This window comes from Microbacterium sp. ZKA21 (assembly GCF_050434165.1).
In the GTDB taxonomy this organism is placed as follows: domain Bacteria; phylum Actinomycetota; class Actinomycetes; order Actinomycetales; family Microbacteriaceae; genus Microbacterium.
In genome coordinates, this window is record NZ_JBNPVV010000004.1 from 183181 (window position 1) to 201706 (window position 18526).

General features: G+C 68.3%; 16 protein-coding genes. 13 read left to right on the plus strand and 3 right to left on the minus strand.

Features of this window, described 5'->3' with window-relative positions:
* Positions 1-24 precede the first annotated feature (24 nt).
* Complete coding sequence (locus M2317_RS10395) at positions 25-1560, plus strand: DUF222 domain-containing protein (RefSeq protein WP_429459886.1); 1536 nt, start codon at positions 25-27, stop codon at positions 1558-1560.
* Positions 1561-1569: 9 nt separating this feature from the next.
* Here M2317_RS10395 and M2317_RS10400 read toward each other — a convergent pair whose 3' ends face one another.
* A complete protein-coding gene (locus tag M2317_RS10400; RefSeq protein WP_429459888.1) occupies positions 1570-1791 on the minus strand; it encodes a hypothetical protein in 222 nt (73 codons plus the stop codon).
* A 2-nt stretch (positions 1792-1793) separates the two neighbouring features.
* Positions 1794-3350 (minus strand): dolichyl-phosphate-mannose--protein mannosyltransferase, encoded by a 1557-nt coding sequence (locus M2317_RS10405; protein ID WP_429459890.1) that lies wholly within the window; start codon positions 3348-3350, stop codon positions 1794-1796.
* A gap of 36 nt (positions 3351-3386) precedes the next feature.
* Here M2317_RS10405 and rsmI point away from each other — a divergent pair, with 36 nt between their 5' ends.
* The 10 genes from rsmI (at position 3387) to M2317_RS10455 (ending at position 15308) form a co-directional block, all read left to right on the plus strand.
* Entirely contained in the window at positions 3387-4208 is an 822-nt protein-coding gene (rsmI, locus tag M2317_RS10410) for a 16S rRNA (cytidine(1402)-2'-O)-methyltransferase (protein ID WP_429459891.1), read from the plus strand.
* Positions 4209-4311: 103 nt separating this feature from the next.
* Positions 4312-4923 (plus strand): class I SAM-dependent methyltransferase, encoded by a 612-nt coding sequence (locus tag M2317_RS10415; protein ID WP_429459893.1) that lies wholly within the window; start codon positions 4312-4314, stop codon positions 4921-4923.
* Between the two features lie 64 nt (positions 4924-4987).
* Positions 4988-6097, plus strand: coding sequence for a LacI family DNA-binding transcriptional regulator (locus tag M2317_RS10420; RefSeq protein WP_429459895.1), 1110 nt, complete (start codon positions 4988-4990; stop codon positions 6095-6097).
* A 152-nt stretch (positions 6098-6249) separates the two neighbouring features.
* Positions 6250-7905 carry an ABC transporter substrate-binding protein gene (locus M2317_RS10425; protein WP_429459897.1) on the plus strand — a complete coding sequence of 552 codons (1656 nt, stop codon included), beginning with the start codon at positions 6250-6252 and terminating at the stop codon, positions 7903-7905.
* Entirely contained in the window at positions 7902-8882 is a 981-nt protein-coding gene (locus M2317_RS10430) for an ABC transporter permease (RefSeq protein ID WP_429459899.1), read from the plus strand. Before M2317_RS10425 ends, M2317_RS10430 begins: the two co-directional genes overlap by 4 nt.
* Positions 8879-9793, plus strand: coding sequence for an ABC transporter permease (locus M2317_RS10435; protein ID WP_429459900.1), 915 nt, complete (start codon positions 8879-8881; stop codon positions 9791-9793). The genes M2317_RS10430 and M2317_RS10435 overlap by 4 nt, the downstream gene beginning before the upstream one ends.
* On the plus strand, positions 9790-11523 hold the full coding sequence (locus tag M2317_RS10440) for an ABC transporter ATP-binding protein (RefSeq protein ID WP_429459902.1): 1734 nt from the start codon (positions 9790-9792) through the stop codon (positions 11521-11523). Before M2317_RS10435 ends, M2317_RS10440 begins: the two co-directional genes overlap by 4 nt.
* A 44-nt stretch (positions 11524-11567) precedes the next feature.
* Complete coding sequence (locus M2317_RS10445) at positions 11568-12737, plus strand: glycoside hydrolase family 1 protein (protein WP_429459904.1); 1170 nt, start codon at positions 11568-11570, stop codon at positions 12735-12737.
* Positions 12738-12799: 62 nt separating this feature from the next.
* Positions 12800-14377 (plus strand): methionine--tRNA ligase, encoded by a 1578-nt coding sequence (gene metG / locus M2317_RS10450; protein ID WP_429459906.1) that lies wholly within the window; start codon positions 12800-12802, stop codon positions 14375-14377.
* A gap of 46 nt (positions 14378-14423) precedes the next feature.
* Positions 14424-15308, plus strand: a complete 885-nt coding sequence (locus tag M2317_RS10455) for a TatD family hydrolase (protein WP_429459908.1) — start codon at positions 14424-14426, stop codon at positions 15306-15308.
* 3 nt (positions 15309-15311) lie between these two features.
* Here the strand turns inward: M2317_RS10455 and M2317_RS10460 are convergent, their stop codons facing one another.
* Positions 15312-16565, minus strand: a complete 1254-nt coding sequence (locus M2317_RS10460; protein ID WP_429459909.1) for an MFS transporter — start codon at positions 16563-16565, stop codon at positions 15312-15314.
* 35 nt (positions 16566-16600) lie between these two features.
* On the opposite strand from M2317_RS10460, the gene rsmA reads away from it, so the two are divergent.
* Both rsmA and mgrA read left to right on the plus strand, forming a co-directional pair.
* Positions 16601-17461 (plus strand): 16S rRNA (adenine(1518)-N(6)/adenine(1519)-N(6))-dimethyltransferase RsmA, encoded by an 861-nt coding sequence (gene rsmA / locus M2317_RS10465; RefSeq protein WP_429459911.1) that lies wholly within the window; start codon positions 16601-16603, stop codon positions 17459-17461.
* Entirely contained in the window at positions 17458-18525 is a 1068-nt protein-coding gene (gene mgrA / locus M2317_RS10470) for an L-glyceraldehyde 3-phosphate reductase (RefSeq protein WP_429459913.1), read from the plus strand. The genes rsmA and mgrA overlap by 4 nt, the downstream gene beginning before the upstream one ends.
* Position 18526 lies beyond the last annotated feature (1 nt).

Below are 18526 nucleotides of genomic sequence, written 5' to 3' on the forward strand. Positions count from 1 at the left end.
GTGCCCCCAGGTTGAATGATGGGTATGAACAGCATCGTCGCTCGTCTGGAGGAAACGGAGGCCCGCGTCGCCTCCGTGCTGGACGATGCGTTCACCGGCGAGCAGATTCCGGACCTGTCCGATGACGACGTGGTGCGTCTGCTGGCTGTGGCAGGCCGGATTCAGCGGAGACTGGACGCGGTCGTCGTCGAGGCGGCAGTGCAGGTGCGCGGTCGATCCGAGGGACTCCGTGAGGAACGACTCACCACGCGGTACGGATGCGCGAAGCCGCTCGATCTGGTGCAGGTGCTTCTCGGCACGGATCGCCATGGTGCAAGCCGGGTCGTGAAGGCGGCAGGACTGAATGCGCGCTATCGCCGCATCACCGATGGTGAGTTCCAGCCGGCGCGGTTCCCCGCCCTGCGGCGGGCGATGCTCGCGGGAGAGTTGTCATTGGCGGGGGTGCTGGCCGCCACCGGGCCGTTGGAAAAGGCGGCCAAGCGGATCAGCGACGACGATCGTCGACGGGCGGATATCCATCTCGCGGCACTCGCATCCGGCCGAGAGCTCGACGACCCCGACTTCGAGGCCACGGAGGTCGAAGTGGACGGCGCGCAGCGCCCATCGGCCTCACCTGAAGAGCTGGGCGTGTACGCGCAGGTCATCGTGGCGTATCTCGACCCGGACGGGGCGGAGCCATCTGCAGAAGAGGACGCGCGGGGGCGGTTCCTGACGATCGGTGCGTTGAAGAACGGAGTGCATCCGGTCCGGGGTGCGTTGCTGCCCGAAGCCGCCGGACAACTGAAGCTGTTGATGGACAGCATCCTCAACCCTCGCAACGACGGGCCGACCGACCCGACGGCGGCGGGGGACGCGCCCGACACTGAAGTGGGCCGAGACGCCGGAGTCCGATTCGAGCCGTCCGGCGATGATGATCTCTCGTTCGACCACGCGCCCGAGGATCCCACGCTGGTAGATGGACGTACCCGGCCGCAGCGCCTGCACGACGCACTGGCGATGATCCTGGCGGCCGCGGCCGCGTCGGGCGGGTTTCCGCAGGTCGGCGGCGCGGCGCCGACGCTGGTCGTGACCGCGACCGCCGAAGATCTGACCCGGGGTGCGGGGTGGGCCACCATCCTGAGCACCGGAGATCCGATTCCGGTGTCCTCAGCGGCGCAGACCGGATGCGCGGGCGGGATCCAGCGTGTGCTGTTCGACGATCACGGACGGATCGTCTCGATCGGGACCAGCAACCGCATCTTCAACGCACTGCAGCGTCGGGCGATCACCGTCCGCGATGGCGGGTGCGTGATCCCCGGGTGCACCGTCCCGGCTGACTGGTGTGAAATCCACCACGTGCAGGAATGGGCCGACGGAGGGCCCACCCATACCGACAACGGCGTGCTGCTGTGTTGGTGGCATCACCGCACTCTGCATCTGACCGAGTGGGTCATCCGGATGAACCGAGGCGTTCCCGAAGTCCGCGGCCCTGCCTGGTGGGATCCCCATCAGAGCTGGCATCGCGCCCGTTCGCCCCACCTCGCCATTCCTCCGCGACGACGAAAGCGCACGCCGGCCTGACGGGCGCGATCAGCCCGCGTTGCGCGGGTGCTGCTTGGCTGTGCGTTCGTTGCCGTGTCGGTAGTTGCCCGTCGCCTTGGCCATGAGCATTTGCGGGTCGGCACTCTCCACGGCATCGAGGAAGGCGGCAGCCTTCGCACCCCGAAGGAGACCGGCGCGCGCACCATGGTGCGTGATCACGACCTCTGCGCCGCGCACGGTGTACGCGAACCCGCTCGGACCGGATCGCATCGCTACACCCACCCCGGCAGCCAGTTGTGCACGAGCCAGAATCCGTACGGCACGTTGATCCCGGCCCAGAGCGGGTAGAAGAACACCGACGCGAGCACCGCGAGCACGAGGAACACCATGACAGTCCGCTCGCCGGCCTGTCGCCGATGCAGCGGTTCACGTCGGCGTCCGGCGAGATCCCGCAGCGCGAGCGCGAGCGCGATCACGAGGAACGGCATCATCGCCACGGTGTAGAACTGGAAGATCGTCCGCCCCGGCGTCAGCAGCCACGGCACATAGGTGACGGTGAGGCCGACCAGTGGGATCCCGTACTGCCACGGCATCGCTTTCCGCTCGATCAGACCGCGCACGAACCGGTACATCAGGTACACGGCAGCGGCGACGCCGGCGTACCAGATCAGCGGATTCGGCAGGGCGGTGATCACGGCGATGCAATGGTCGGTTCCCCAGCAGGACTGGTCGGAGCTGTCCACCCAGACCGCCGTCGGCCGCAGCAGCAGCGGCCACTGCCAGGCCGGGCTCGCGTACGGATGGCCGGTGGCGAGGCCGACGTGGAACCCGTACATCGCCTGGTGGTAGTTCCACAGGGCCGTCAGGGGATTCGGGTCGCTGGAGCGGTCGTATCCCGCGCTCGTCACCAACCAACCGGTCCACGACACCAGATACACGAGCAGTGCCGGTGGTACGAGCAGCAGGAACGTCACCGGGCCCTGGCGCACCGCGGCATCCGTCGGCCAGAACACAATCCCGGCGCGACGGCGGGCGAGAGCATCCGTGACGACGAGGTAGATGCCGAGACCGGCGAGCGCGTACAGTCCGGACCACTTGACGGCCGTCGCGGCACCCAGCGCGAGGCCGGCCGCGACGATCCACGGGCGCCGCCAGAGGATGCGGCCCCAGAGCGGGTCGGGCGCCTCGGCATCCCGCCGCTCCAGGTCGGGGATCGTGCGCCGCCGATCCAGGATCACGAACAGGAAGCCCAGCATGATGAAGAAGGTGAGGATGCCGTCGAGCAACGCGATCCGGCTCATCACGATGCTCAGGCCATCGATCGCCAGCATCCCGCTCGCGATCGCCGCGACCGGGATCGAACGGGTCATCGCGAGCGCGATCAGATACACGACGAGTACCGTTGCGGTGCCCAGGATCGCCGTCGTCAGGCGCCAGCCCCCGCTCGACCCAGGACCGAACAGCGCCATGCCGAGAGCGATGATCCACTTGCCCAGCGGGGGATGCACGATGAAGCTGCCCTCGTCGCCGAGTGCGCTCGCGTCCCCGGACGGCAGCTGCTCGTTCGCGCCGTCGCCCCAGACGCCTTCATATCCCTGAGCCCACAGCGCCCAGGCATCCTTGACGTAGTACGTCTCGTCGAACGCCAGCGTGTGCGGTCGGTCGAGGTTCACCAGCCGCAGCACCGCCGCGAGCGCGGTGATGATGAGCGGGACGAACCAGCGCAGGAGCCTGATCCACTCCGGGTCCTCGAGGAACCGGGTGCCGAAGCGCCCCCACAGCGTCGATCGCTGGGCCGGGGGCGGCAGCAGGGGCACAGGGGCGGTCACGGCTCAAGCCTAGATCGTGCCGCCTAAGCTGAACGTGTGATCATCCTGGCCGCCACCCCGATCGGCAATCTCGGCGACGCATCGCGGCGCCTGATCGAGGTGCTCGAGAATGCCGAGGTGGTCGCCGCCGAGGACACCCGCACCACGCAGCGGCTCCTGCGGGCGCTGCAGATCGCGAACCGCCCGCGGCTGATCGCGCTGCACGACCACAACGAGAAGCACAAGGCGGCAGAACTCGTCGCCCTCGCCGCCGACCAGGACGTCGTGCTCGTCAGTGACGCCGGGATGCCGGCGGTCAGCGATCCCGGCTACGGCGTCGTCGCCGCGGCGGTCGACGCCGGCGTGACCGTGACGGCGATCCCCGGTCCGAGCGCGGTGCTCATGGCGTTGGCGATCTCGGGACTGCCGACCGACCGGTTCACGTTCGAGGGATTCCTGCCGCGCAAGCCGGGGGAGCGGCGCTCGACGATGGTCGCGCTCGCCGCCGAACCGCGCACCATGGTCTTCTTCGAGTCGCCGTCGCGCCTCGCGGCGTCGCTCGCCGACATGGGCGCGGCCTTCGGATCGGACCGGCGCATCGCGGTCTGCCGTGAACTGACGAAACTGTATGAAGAGGTGAGGCGGGGGACGGCATCCGAACTCGTCGACTGGGCCGAGCAGGGAGTCAAGGGCGAGATCGTCGTCGTCGTGGAAGGTGCGTCGCCGGTCGAGATCTCCGCGGAGGACGCCTCAGCGCAGGTGCAGGCGCTCGTCGCGTCCGGCATGCGCTTGAAGGATGCCTGTGCCGAGGTTGCCGCAGTCACTGGCCTGAGCTCTCGGGACCTGTACCAGCAGGCGCTGGCGTCGCGGCAGCGCTGATCTCGCAGAAGCGCACGCAGCTCGCAGGAATCGGTCGCATACGTACGAGATCCATGTCGATCTGCGAGAGTCGTGGGCGTGCCGCCGCTCATAGGCTGGTGCGATGACCGACGCCTCGATCGCCGAAGCCTACGACGCCCGCGCCGCCGAGTACACCGCGCTGCTCGGTTCGATCGAGCAGATGGATGCCGCAGACCGACGCTGCATCGAAGCATGGCGCGACGCGACGCCGGGGCGACTGCTGGACGCCGGGTGCGGTCCGGGGCACTGGACGCAGCTCCTCCACGACGGCGGCCGCGATGCGGTCGGCGTCGATCTTTCGGCGCAGTTCGTCACGACTGCGCGGTCGCGGTACCCCGATCTGCGCTTCGAACAGGCGAACCTGCGGGACGTTCCCTTCGAGGATGCGGTGTTCGACGGCATCCTCGCCTGGTACGCAATGATCCACGTGCCGCCCGCGGAGCTTCCCGAGATCCTGGCGGAGCTCGCCCGCGTGCTCGCGCCGGGCGGCTCGCTGCTGATCGGATACTTCGACGGCATCCCTCACGAGCCGTTCGGGCACGCGATCACGACCGCGTACTTCTGGGATGCTGAGTCGCTCGGCATCCTGCTGCAGGATGCCGGGTTCGCCGTCGTCCGCTCCGAACGCCGCGAGCGGGCACCCGGCGAGGTCAGCGGTCGCCCGCACGGTGCTCTCATGGCGCGGCGCGCCTGACGCGCCGTAATCCGGTCGAGCGCGACCTCGGTACCCTGGGGGACAGCCCGGGCGAAGGGATCTCATGGTGACGAAGGCAGCGACGGTCTACGACGTCGCCGACCGTGCGGGCGTGTCGATCGCGACCGTCTCGCGAGTGCTGCGCACGCCGGATGCCGTGCGGCCGGTCACGCGCGACCGCGTCCTGGATGCCGTCGCGGCGCTCGGATATGTCCCCAGCGGCAGCGCCCGCGGACTCGCGGAGCGGCGCACGGGAGTCCTGGGGCTGTATTTCCCCGGCTTCGATGCGGCGGAGGAAGCGCCCGCCCTCGACGTTCTCGCGTCGGGCACCTCGAAAGCGCGGCCGTTCACCGTGCTCGACGATCAGGACGGCCAGCCGGATGAGCATCCGACGAACCTGTTCCTCGACGAGGTGCTGCGTGGTGCGGAGCTGGAAGCCTGGAAGCAGGGCTTCGTGCTCATGATCGGCGTCGGCAGGGACGACCCGCAGCGCGCGACGGTGCGGGACATGGCGGGGCGCGTCGACGGTCTGGTGGTGCTCGCCAGCAGTGTGCCGGATGACGTTCTCGCCCGGCTCGCCCGGCGGATCCCGGTCGTCGTTCTCGCGGGTCCTCCTCGTGGCGATCGCTATGACCACGTCACGGTCAACAACGCCGAGGCGATGGCGGAGCTCACCCGCCTCGTGCTGGCGCAGACCGGTGGGCGTCCTCCGGCATTCCTGACGGGGCCGGCCGACTCGCCCGACGGCATGCAGCGATGGCAGGGATTCGCTTCGGCCATCACCGGGGCCGGCATACCGATCGATGACGTGACCGTCCTGCGCGGCGACTTCACCCGAGCATCCGGACGTCGCGCGGCGGGGGAACTGCTCACGGGGAGCCTTCCTCCCGCGCTGATGTCGGCGAACGATCAGATGGCTCTCGGTGCTCTCGACACCCTGCGATCCGCGGGTGTGCGCGTGCCGGAGGACCTGCTCGTGACCGGGTTCGACGGCATCGACGCCGCCGCGCTCTCGGACCCGCGGCTCACGACCGTCCGGCAGCCGATGATCGACCTCGGGCGCGCGTCCGTGCAGGTGCTCGCACGTCGGCTGGAGCAGCCGGATGCCGACCCGATGTTCGTTCGTCTTCCGCTCGCGATCACCCTGCGCGAGAGCTCGCGGCGCCGCTCCTGACGTCTGCGTCGAGACCGAGCCCGGTCGGCGTCGGGGGGTTGCGGACCAGAAATGTATGCGCTTACAATCGGGGAAGCGGATGCGATCCGCACGGGTGCCCCGACAGAGGGCCCGTCATGACAGAGACGACATGAGGTTCCCAGGTGGCGAAGATGCGCAGGTTCCAGCGCTGGCGGAGGGCCGCGGCGATCGGTCTGACAGCGGCGGCGATCGCTCTCAGCGGTTGCAGCATCCAGATCACGTCCCAGCCCGATCCGTCGATCGGCGATGACACGATGCTGATCAACGCCGACCACGGCAACCCGTTCTTCACACGGAACTTCAACCCGTATCTCACCAACACGCGCACGGCGGCACGGTGGATCTACGAACCGCTCATCCTCATCAACCCGCTCGACGGCGAGCGCATCCCGTGGCTGGCCGCCGAATGGTCCCAGCCGGACGCCCGCACGATCGTCATGACGATCCGCGACGACGTCGATTGGAGCGACGGCGAGAGCCTGACACCTGAAGACGTCGCCTTCACCTTCGACCTGCTGAAGGAGAACCCCTCGCTCGACATCAAGGGCGCCTGGCAGCACCTGGAGAGCGTCGAGGTCGACGGGGATGACATCGTCTTCCATCTGAAGAGCGAGGATGCTCCGTCGCTGTCGATCATCGGTCAGACCATGATCGTCCCCGAGCACCTCTGGTCGGACGTCGCCGACCCGGGCACATGGCGCAACGAGGAGCCGGTGGGCACCGGTCCTTTCGTGCTGGGCAACTACAACGATCAGCAGTACTCGATGGACAAGAACCCGGAATACTGGCAGGCCGATTCGATCGAGATCGAGCACATCCTGCTTCCGGCCACGAACTCGCAGCTCGACACGGTCACGCGCGGGTACGACTGGGCGTACTCGTTCATCTCGGATGTCGAGGGGACCTGGGGCGCGGCCAGTCCGGACAACACCTGGTGGTTCCCACCGGGCGGGGTGATCTCGCTCGTTCCGAATCTCGAGGTCGCGCCGTTCGACGACGTGAACGTCCGCCGCGGCATCGCCCTCGCGCTCGACCGCGAGGAGATCGCGGAAACGGCATCCGAGGGCTACATGGAGCCCGCCGGCCAGACCGGCCTCATCCTGCCCAACCAGGAGCAGTATCTGGACCCCGGCATCCCTGATCAGGGCATGATCGCTCAGGATCGGGATGCCGCGCTGGAGGCCTTCGCCGAGTCCGGCTACGCGCTGCAGGGCGACCGGCTGGTCGGTGCGGACGGTGCACAGCTCGAGTTCGCCCTCACGACCGCGAACGGCTATTCCGACTGGACCAGAGCGGCGCAGGCGGTGCAGCGCCAGCTCGCCGACGTCGGCGTGAAGGTCACCCTGAACCTGCCGCAGCCCGCCGGCTACCAGAGTGCGATCGGCAACGGCGATTTCGAGATGGCGATCGGCGGCATGGGCAACGGCGACGTCTATCAGGCGTTCAACAGTCTGCTCTCGAGCGACTTCTACGTCCCGGCCGGTGAGACGACGTCGAACAACTTCCAGCGCTATCGCTCGGACGAGGCGGACGCGCTGCTGGCCGAGTTCCGATCCACGGTGGACCCGGTCAGGCAGGACGAGATCGTGCGCGAGCTGCAGAACATCGTGTACGACGAACTGCCCGTGATCGGCCTCTACTACGGCGGCATCTGGGGACTCTTCAGCGACGCGAAGTTCACCGGCTGGCCCTCCGAGGAAGACCCCTACATGATCCCGCAGAACTACGACTCGGCACCCCTCGGGATCTTCCCGCGGCTCGAGCGCGTGAAGGGAGAGGACCAGTGAAGTACGCACTCCAGAAACTCGGCCTCTTCGCCCTCACGCTCTGGGCGGCCGTCACGCTGAACTTCTTCCTCCCGAGGATGATGCCCGGCTCGCCGGCGGACGCCGCGATCGCCAAACTCGCCCAGAACGGCCCCGTCTCCGAGGCCACCCGAGCGGCCATCGAGGCGCAGCTCGGCGTGCCCACGGGCTCGCTGTGGGACCAGTACGTCACGTATCTCGGCCAGGTCGCCACCCTCGACTTCGGCGTCTCGTACACGTTCTACCCGCAGACCGTCGCCAGCATGGTGTCGACGGCGCTGCCGTACACGATCGTCCTGGTGGGCGTCGTCACCGTGCTCGCGTTCGTCATCGGCACGCTCATCGGCGTCGCCGCCGCGTGGCGCCGCGGCACCTGGCTGGATTCCCTGCCGACGCTGACCGGGTCCTTCCTCAGCACGTTCCCGTATTTCTGGACCGCGCTGCTGCTGCTGTTCTTCCTCGGTTACGTCCTGCACTGGTTCCCGACGACCGGGGCGTATTCGGCGACCACGACACCAGGGTTCACGCTCGACTTCATCGTCGACCTGATCCGTCATGCCGCACTTCCCGCGCTGACGATCCTGCTCACCTCTCTCGGCGGCTGGATCATCGGCATGCGCAACGCGATGATCAACACACTGGGTGAGGACTATGTCACCTTCGCCGAGGCCAACGGCCTGCGCGGCCGTACGATCGCGCTGCGCTACGCCGCACGCAACGCGATCCTGCCGAACCTCACCGGCTTCGGGCTCACACTCGGCGGTGTGGTCGGAGGATCGATCCTCGTCGAGCAGGTGTTCGGCTATCCCGGCATCGGGTACCTGCTGTTCAACGCCGTGATCGGACAGGACTATCCGCTCATGCAGGCGCTCTTCCTGATGATCACGGTCAGCGTGCTCATCGCCAACTTCCTCGTCGACATCCTGTACGGCGTGCTGGACCCAAGGACCCGCCGATGACCTCCACGATGAACGTCAAAGTGCCCTCCTCCCGCATCGCGGCCCCCAGCCGATGGCGCTCCCTCGGGCGCATGGTCGGGACCCTCTGGGGCAACGGCAAGGCGCGGATCGGGCTGTGCCTGCTCGCCGTGTTCGTCCTCGTCGCGGTCTTCGCGCCCTGGCTCGCTCCGTACGATCCGAAGGACAACGGCTTCGAGCGCAACGCCGGAGCCAGCCCGGAGCACTGGCTGGGCACCACCGCCGCCGGAGAAGACGTGCTGAGTCAGCTCATCCACGGCGCGCAGGTCAGCCTGCTGGTCGGCTTCGCCGCCGGCATCCTCTCCACGATCGTGGCCGTGCTCATCGGGCTGAGCTGGGGGTATCTGCGCGGCATCGCCTCCGAGACGGTCGGCTTCTTCGTCAACCTGTTCCTCGTCATCCCCGGCCTGCCGCTCATGATCGTCATCGCCGCCTACCTCCAGAACGGCGGGATCCTCATGATCATCGCCGTGATCGTGGTCACCGGGTGGGCGTGGGGGGCGCGGGTGCTCCGCAGCCAGACGCAGTCCCTGCGCGGCAACGACTTCGTCGCGTCCGCGCAGTTCTCCGGCGACAGTTCGGCCCGCATCATCTTCCGCGAGATCCTCCCGAACATGACGTCGATCATCGCCGGAACGCTGTTCGGCGCGGCCACGGCGGCGATCCTCGCCGAGGCAGGACTGGAGTTCCTCGGGCTCGGAGACTCGAGCATCGTCAGCTGGGGCACGATGCTCTACTGGGCGCAGAACTCGAACTCGCTGCTCACCGGGCAATGGCTGCTGCTGTTCGCTCCTGGACTCTGCATCGCCCTCCTCGCGCTGAGTCTCACACTCATCAACTTCGGCGTGGACGGCATATCCAATCCGCGCCTGCGGGAAGGGAAGGGACGATGAACCCGACGATCGATGCGGCGACCGCCGCGGACGAGCGGGAGATCCTGCTCGAGGTCCAGGGGCTGTCCGTCGAGTACGCCTCGCCGGGTGCGACACCGGTCTCAGCCGTCGAGGACGTCTCTTTCACGCTGCGGCGCGGCGAGTTCGTCGGGCTGGTCGGCGAGTCCGGTTCGGGCAAGTCGACGCTCGGCTTCGCTCTGACGCGTCTGCAGAAACCACCGGCCCGCATCAGCGGCGGTCGGATCCTGTTCGGTGGTCGCGACATCCGGGGTCTGGATGCCGAGGAGCTGCGCCGCCAGCGGCAGGGCGGCTTCGCCATGGTGCTGCAGTCCGGCATGAACGCGCTGAATCCCGTGCGCACGGTGCGGGCTCACTTCTTCGATGTCTTCGCGGCCCACGGGCACATCTCCTCGACCGATCGCGAACAGCGCGCGCGTGAACTGGTCGGAAAGGTCGGGCTCGGCCCTGAGGTCCTCGACCGGTACCCTGGCGAGCTCTCCGGCGGGATGCGGCAGCGCGCCTCGATCGCGATCGCCCTCTCGCTGGAGCCGCAGCTCATGGTCTTCGACGAGCCGACGACCGCATTGGACGTGCTGGTGCAGCACGCCGTGATGGAGACGATCCAGGAGCTGCAGCGCGCCGAGCAGTTCACCGCGATCCTCATCAGCCACGACCTCGGCATCGTCCTGGAGGCGACCGATCGCGTCATGGTCATGCATGAGGGTCGGATCGTCGAAGACGCACCGAGCCGAGACATCCTGGAGCGTCCGCAGGACGAGTACACCCGGATGCTGCTCAGTCACTACGCGGACCCGCGGGCGGAGTCGCTGTCGATCCCGGGGTTCGTCGATCTGGGCACGCGGCGCCGCGAGGGGACCTCCCGCGCGGAGGTGACCGACACCCTGCCGACCGTCTCCGAGCGCGATGAGCGCCGGGCGGATGCCGCGATCGTGCTGGAGGGCGTCTCGAAGCTGTACCCGGCACCTCGTCGGGGACAGGAGGCGGTCACCGCCGTCGACGACGTCTCGTTCCGCCTGGAGCCGGGTGAGGCGCTCGCGCTCGTCGGCGCCTCGGGCTCGGGCAAGTCGACCATCGCCAAGCTCATCACCGGCGTCGAGAAGCCGACCTCCGGGTCGGTGCGCTTCGGAGACGTGGATGTCGCGTCGCTCCGCCGCGGTGGTCTTCGGGATCTGCGCAAGGACGTCCAGATGGTGTTCCAGGATCCCTACTCGGCGCTGAACCCGCTGCACACCGTGGAGTACACGCTCAGTCGCCCGATCCGCAATTACACGCGCCTGCGCGGCGACGAGGCGCGGGCGCGCGTCCTCGAACTGCTCGAGACGGTCGGCCTCACGCCGGTGGAGCAGTTCGCGGCCAAGCTGCCGCACCAGCTGTCGGGCGGCCAGCGTCAGCGGGTCGTCATCGCCCGTGCGCTGGCGAGCGACCCGCAGGTGCTGATCGCCGACGAGCCCGTGTCGATGCTCGATGTCTCGCTGCGCGCCGGCGTACTGGCGCTGCTCGAGGATCTCCGTGAGCGCTGGGGCATCAGCATGCTCTACATCACCCACGATCTGCTGAGCGCTCGGCTGGTCACAGAGAACATCCTCGTGCTGCACGATGGCCGCGTCGTCGAACGCGGTGAGACCGCGCAGGTGCTGCAGCATCCCGAGGACCCTTACACGGTCCAGCTCCTGGATGCCGTGCCCAACCCCGCCCGCGCAGCCCGTTGACGCGCGCGGCACCGAACCGATCACCCTTGACGAGAGGAGCATCTGTGCTCACCTTCCCCGACGGCTTCCTCTGGGGCGCCGCGACAGCGGCCCACCAGGTGGAGGGGAACAACACGACCAGCAACTGGTGGACCATGGAGCATGCTCCCGGTTCGCCCATGGTGGAGCCGTCGGGTGATGCCGCCGATCACTTCCACCGCTACCCGGAGGACATGCGCCTGCTCGCTGAGGCGGGTCTGAACTCGTACCGGTTCTCGCTGGAATGGGCGCGCATCGAACCGGAGCGCGGCTTCGTCTCACGCGCGATGATCGATCACTACCGACGAATGATCGGCACCGCGCGCGACCTCGGTCTCGATCCCACCGTCACGCTCATCCACTTCACCGTGCCGCAGTGGTTCCAGCGGGACGGCTTCTGGCGGGCGCCGGATGCCGTCGACCTGTTCAGCCGCTACGTCGAGACGGTGCTGCCGATCCTCGAGGACGTGACCTACGTCTGCACCATCAACGAACCCAACATCGCCGCCATGCTCGCCGGTGGCGAGGATGCAGCGAATCTCGTCGCCTACGGCCTTCCCAACCCCGATCTGGCCGTGGCCGACACGCTGCTCGCCGCGCACCGCCGTGCCTCCGAGCTCGTGCACACGGTCCCCGGCGCGCAGGCGGGGTGGACGATCGCGACGCAGGCGTTCCACTCGACCGGTGAACCGGGCGCGGACGAGATGCTGCACGAGTACGGTCATCCTCGGGATTTCTGGTACCTGGAGCAGTCGGCCGGCGACGACTTCGTCGGAGTGCAGGCGTATACCCGCACCTTCATCGGCCCGGAGGGACCCCGTCCGGTGGCGGCGGACGTCGAGACGACGCTCACCGGGTGGGAGTTCTTCCCCGAGGCGCTGGAACTCGGTGTGCGCAGCGCGTGGGAGCTCAGCGGGGGAGCGCCGATCCTCGTGACGGAGAATGGCATCGCCACCGCGGACGACTCCCGTCGCATCGCCTACACGCGGGGCGCGCTGGAGGGCCTGCACCGTGCGATGGCGGACGGCATCGACGTGCGCGCCTATCAGCACTGGAGCGCGCTGGACAACTACGAGTGGGCCAGCGGTTACGCGCCGACCTTCGGCCTGATCGCCTTCGACAAGGAGACGTTCGAGCGCCGGCCCAAGCCCAGCCTCGGCTGGCTGGGAGAGGTCGCCCGCCGCAACGGACTATGACCGGGGACGAGCGCGCCCGCCCCCGGCGTAACGCACCGGTGATCGCACCTAGAATTGACCGCATGCCCGCAGGCGAATCCTTCTACATCACCACGCCCATCTACTACCCCTCCGATGTGCCGCACATCGGACACGGGTACACGTCGGTGGCGGTCGACACGCTCGCGCGCTGGCACCGCCAGTCGGGTGATGACACCTGGATGCTCACCGGCACGGACGAGCACGGTCAGAAGATGCTGCGCGCTGCGGCGGCCAACAACGTCACCCCGCAGGAATGGGTCGACAAGCTCGTTACCGAGAGCTGGTTCCCGCTGCTGAAGACACTCGACGTCGCCAACGACGACTTCATCCGCACGACGCAGGAGCGTCACGAGACCAACGTTCAGGTGTTCTTCCAGCGTCTGTACGACGCCGGCTACATCTACGCGGGCGAGTACGAGGCGCTGTACTGCGTCGGCTGCGAGGAGTTCAAGCCGGAATCCGAGATCGTCGACGGCACCGGGCCCTTCGAAGGGCTCAAGGTGTGCGCGATCCACTCGAAGCCGCTCGAGCTGCTGCAGGAGAAGAACTACTTCTTCAAGCTCAGCGAGTTCCAGGACCGCCTGCTCGAGCTGTACAAGACCGAGCCCGACTTCGTGCGCCCGCACTCCGCCCGCAACGAGGTCGTCTCGTTCGTGAGCCAGGGACTGAAGGACCTCTCGATCTCGCGCTCCACGTTCGATTGGGGCATCCCGCTGCCGTGGGACGAGTCGCACGTCATCTACGTGTGGGTGGACGCGCTGCTCAACTACGCCACCGCGGTCGGGTACGGCGCGGATGAGGCGCTGTTCGAGCGCCGCTGGCCCGCGTACCACGTGGTCGGCAAGGACATCCTGCGCTTCCACGCCGTCATCTGGCCCGCCCTGCTGATGGCAGCCGGTCTCGACGTGCCCAAGGGCGTCTTCGCGCACGGCTGGCTGCTGGTCGGCGGCGAGAAGATGTCCAAGTCCAAGCTCACCGGCATCGCGCCGACCGAGATCACGGACGTCTTCGGCTCCGACGCGTACCGGTTCTACTTCCTGTCGGCCATCGCGTTCGGTCAGGACGGCTCGTTCAGCTGGGAGGATCTGTCCGCCCGTTATCAGGCCGAGCTCGCGAACGGCTTCGGCAACCTCGCCTCCCGCACGGTCGCCATGATCGAGCGCTACTTCGAGGGGATCGTTCCTCCGGCAGGCGACTACACCGAGGCGGACCTCGCGATCCAGAGGATCGTCGCGGATGCCGCGTCTGAGGCGGATGCCGCGGTCGAGCAGTTCCGCATCGATGAGGCGATCAAGTCGATCTGGACGATCGTCGACGCGCTGAACGGCTACATCACCGAGAACGAGCCGTGGGCGCTCGCCCGCGACGAGGACAAGCGTTCGCGCCTGGGCACCGTGCTGTACACGTGCGCCGAGGGTCTGCGCGCGCTGGCAGTGCTGCTCTCGCCGGTCATGCCGCAGTCCACCGAGAAGCTGTGGATCGCGCTGGGCGCGGCCGAGAGCATCGGGCGCCTGCAGGACCAGCCGATCCGAGAGGCCGGCGCGTGGGGCATCCTGAAGCCTGGTTCCGACGTCAACGGACTGGCGCCGTTGTTCCCGCGCGTGGAGTCGCAGGCCTGACGTCATGCGCTCGTCGAGCGGCGAGCGCAGCCAGGAGCCGAAACGCATGAGCGAGCCCGAAACCTATGTCCGCGAGCGCTCGACGAGCGGTCGCAAGGATCTGCGATATCCGCCGGCGCCCGAGCCGCTGACCGTTCCGGTGTACGACAACCATGCGCACCTGGAGATCGCGGACGGCGACGAACAGCTCAGCCTTGCGGAGCAGCTCGATCGTGCCCAGGCCGTCGGCATCGCCGGCGTGGTGCAGGCGTCGGGCGACATCGAATCGTCGCGCTGGGCTGTGGCGGCGGCGGAGCAGGACCCGCGTGTCCTCGCCGCCGTCGCGATCCACCCGAACGATGCACCGACCTACGCGGCCGCCGGGCGGCTCGATGAGGCGCTCGCCATCATGGACGAGCTCGCCGCCCACCCGCGCACGCGCGCGATCGGTGAGACGGGGCTCGACTTCTTCCGCACGGACGAGCCGGGCAGACCAGCGCAGTTCGAGAGCTTCGAAGCGCACATCGCGCTCGCGAAGAAGCACGGCATCGCGATGCAGATCCACGACCGCGAGGCCCACGACGCGGTGCTCGACACCCTGATCAGGGTCGGTGCACCGGACAGGACGGTGTTCCACTGCTTCTCCGGTGACGACGCGATGGCCCGCACCGCGGCGGATGCCGGGTACTACCTCTCCTTCGCCGGCAACGTGACGTTCAAGAACGCCCAGAACCTCCGCGACGCGCTGCAGGTCACCCCGCTCGACAGGATCCTCGTCGAGACGGATGCGCCGTTCCTCACACCCGTGCCGCTGCGCGGGCGCCCCAACGCGCCGTATCTCGTGCCGATCACCGTGCGCTTCATGGCCGCTGAACTCGGCGTCGAGGTCGACGAGCTCAGCATGCAGCTCGCCGCGAACACGGTCGCCGTGTACGGCGCCTTCGGCGACTGACGCTCACGCCACCGGGTCGGGCTCCGGGTCGCTCACCGGCTTCGCGCTGACGATGTGCGAGATCGGCTTCCACACCAGCAGCAGCGTGATCGCGGCACCCACGAACGCGAACCACCACGGTGCTGTCAGCCCCCAGATCTGGGCGATCACGCCGCCGAGCGCGTTGCCGAGCACCATTCCACCGAAGACGCCGACCATGTTCACCGAGGCGATCCGGCCCTGCAGCTCCTTCGGCACGAGCCGCTGGCGCACCGTGGTCGAGATGGTGCCCCAGATGAAGGCGTAGAAGCCGAACCCGGCCATGATCACCAGCGCCACCCATCCGGTCGTGGTGAGGGCGAAGGCGAGATGCATGACCACCTCGAGTGACAGGCACACCCGCATCAGGGTCGCGAACGAGACCCGCTTCTCCAGCCATCCGAAGCTCAGCGTTGCCAGCAGCCCTCCGGCGGCGGATGCCGTGGTGAGTGCCCCGTAGCCGACGGCGCCCATGTTGAGATGCTCGGTCGCGTACAGCACCAGGACGCCCCAGGGGGCGGCCCACGTGACGTTGAACACGAGGATGATCAGCACGAGCGTGCGCACGGGCGGGTTGCGCCACAGCCACCGCAGACCCTTCGCGATGTCGGTGTGCACCGGTGCATGCTCCTCGCGCGGAGGCACGGGTGTCCTGGTCATCCGCGAGATGAGCACGATCGCGAGCGTGACGCACAGGACCTCGACCAGGAACGGCCAGGCGCTTCCGGCGGCGAACAGGAACGCGCCGAGCGGAGGACCGGCGAACTGGTTCGCCACCAGGTAGCCCGCCTGGAGGCGCGCGTTGCCGATGCCGAGTTCAGCGGGCTTCACGATCATCGGCAGCAGCGTGCTGCCCGCGGTGTCGACGAAGACCTCAGCGGTGCCGTACAGGAAGGCCACGGCCAGCACGATCCAGATGTTCGCAGTGCCCGTGACGAGGAACGCGCACAGCGCGACGAGCACGATCGCGCGCGCCGCATTGGCGAACATGACGAGACGCCGCCGGTCGAACCGGTCGGCGATGGCTCCCGCGTGCAGGCCGAAGATCAACCAGGGCAGGAACTGCAGCACGGCGCCGGCCGCCACGAGGATCGGCGACGACGTCATCGACGCGATCAGCAGCGGAGCCGCCGCGAGCGCCACGCCGTCGCCGATGTTGCTCGTCCACGACGACGCGAGGAGCCAGCGGAAGTCCCGGCCCATCCGACGAGGCGCGACGAGTTCACCGAGGGAGGGCATCCGTCCAGAGTACCGACGTGGGGGACAATGGGAGGATGACCGTCACCCTGCTCGGTGCGACCGAGATCCGCAGGCTCGCCGCAGAACTCGACGTGACCCCCACGAAGAAGCTCGGGCAGAACTTCGTCGTCGATGCCAACACCGTCCGCAAGATCGTGCACGCGGGTGCCGTGCGGCCGGGGGAGCGGGTGGTCGAAGTCGGACCGGGGCTCGGTTCGCTGACCCTTGCGATCCTCGAAGCCGGCGCGACGGTGACCGCGGTCGAGATCGATCACCGCCTCGCCGCCCGCCTGCCGCAGACAGCGGCCGACCACGGCGTCCCCGCCGACGCGCTCACGGTGGTCGATGCCGATGCGCTGCGGGTCACCGAGCTCCCCGGCGACCCGACGGTGCTCGTGGCCAACCTGCCCTACAACGTGTCGGTGCCGGTGCTGCTGCACTTCATGGAGACGTTCCCGAGCCTGCAACGCGGCGTCGTGATGGTGCAGGCCGAGGTCGGCGAGCGGCTCGCCGCCCCTCCGGGCAGCAAGGCGTACGGCACGCCGAGCGTCAAGGCCGCCTGGTACGGGCCGTGGCGGCTCGCCGGCACGATCTCGCGTCAGGTCTTCTGGCCCGTGCCGAACGTCGACAGCGTGCTGGTCGCCTTCGAGCGCTCCACCGAGTCCCGCGGCGATGAAGCCCTCCGCCTCGCGACCTTCCGGATCGTCGATGCGGCGTTCCAGCAGCGCCGCAAGATGCTGCGTCAGGCCCTCGCCGGTGTGTTCGGAGGATCGTCGGCCGAGGCATCCGCTGTGCTGGAACGGGCGGGCGTCGCACCGACGTCCCGCGGCGAGCAGCTGAGGATCGAGGACTTCGTGAAGATCGCGCAGGCGCAGGCGGCTAGCCTGGAGTCGTGACCGAGAATCCGCGCTTCCGCCCAGGCATCCCCGAGCTGCACCGTCCGTACGTCGCGGATGCCGGCCGCTACGGCCGTTTCGACTATCGCCAGGTCGGGTCCTCCGGCCTGTACCTGCCGCCCATCTCGCTCGGGCTGTGGTGGAACTTCGGCGACAACATCCCGATGGACAACCAGCGCGCGCTGCTGCGCCACGCGTTCGACCTCGGCATCACGCACTTCGACCTCGCGAACAACTACGGTCCGCCGTACGGATCGGCCGAGAAGAACTTCGGGCGCATCCTCGCCGAGGACCTGCGGCCCTACCGCGACGAGCTGATCATCTCGTCGAAGGCCGGCTATGACATGTGGCCCGGTCCCTACGGCGATTTCGCGAGCCGGAAGTACATCATGGCCAGCGCCGAACAGTCGCTCACCCGCATGGGGCTGGACTACGTCGACATCTTCTACTCCCACCGCGTCGACCCGGTGACGCCGATCGAGGAGACCATCGGGGCGCTGGACACGCTGGTGCGACAGGGCAAGGCGCTGTACGTGGGCATCTCGTCGTACAGTGCCGAGCGCACCGAACGGGCCGTCGCCGTCGCCCGGGATCTCGGCACCCCGCTGGTGATCCATCAGCCCTCGTACTCGATCCTGAACCGTTGGATCGAGGACGGTCTGACCGACACGCTGCGCACCGAGGGCGTAGGCGCGATCGCGTTCGTCCCGCTCGCGCAGGGACTGCTCACCGGCAAGTACCTCGCGAACGGCACCGCCGAACGCGCGCAGAAACGCGGGTCGCTCCCGGATCGGCCGGTCAGCGACGAGGGTCTGGCGATCCTGCGCTCGCTCAACGAGATCGCCGTCGAGCGCGAGCAGTCGCTCGCCCAGATGGCGCTGCAGTGGACACTGCGCGACCCGGTGGTCGCCTCCGCGCTCATCGGGGCTTCGCGCCCCGAGCAGCTCGATGAGAACGTCGCAGCTCTCGACGGGCCGGAATTCACCGCGGACCAGCTCGCCCGCATCGACGCCCTCTCGCACGGCATCGACGTCGACCTGTGGGCGAAGTCCTCCGAGCTCTGAC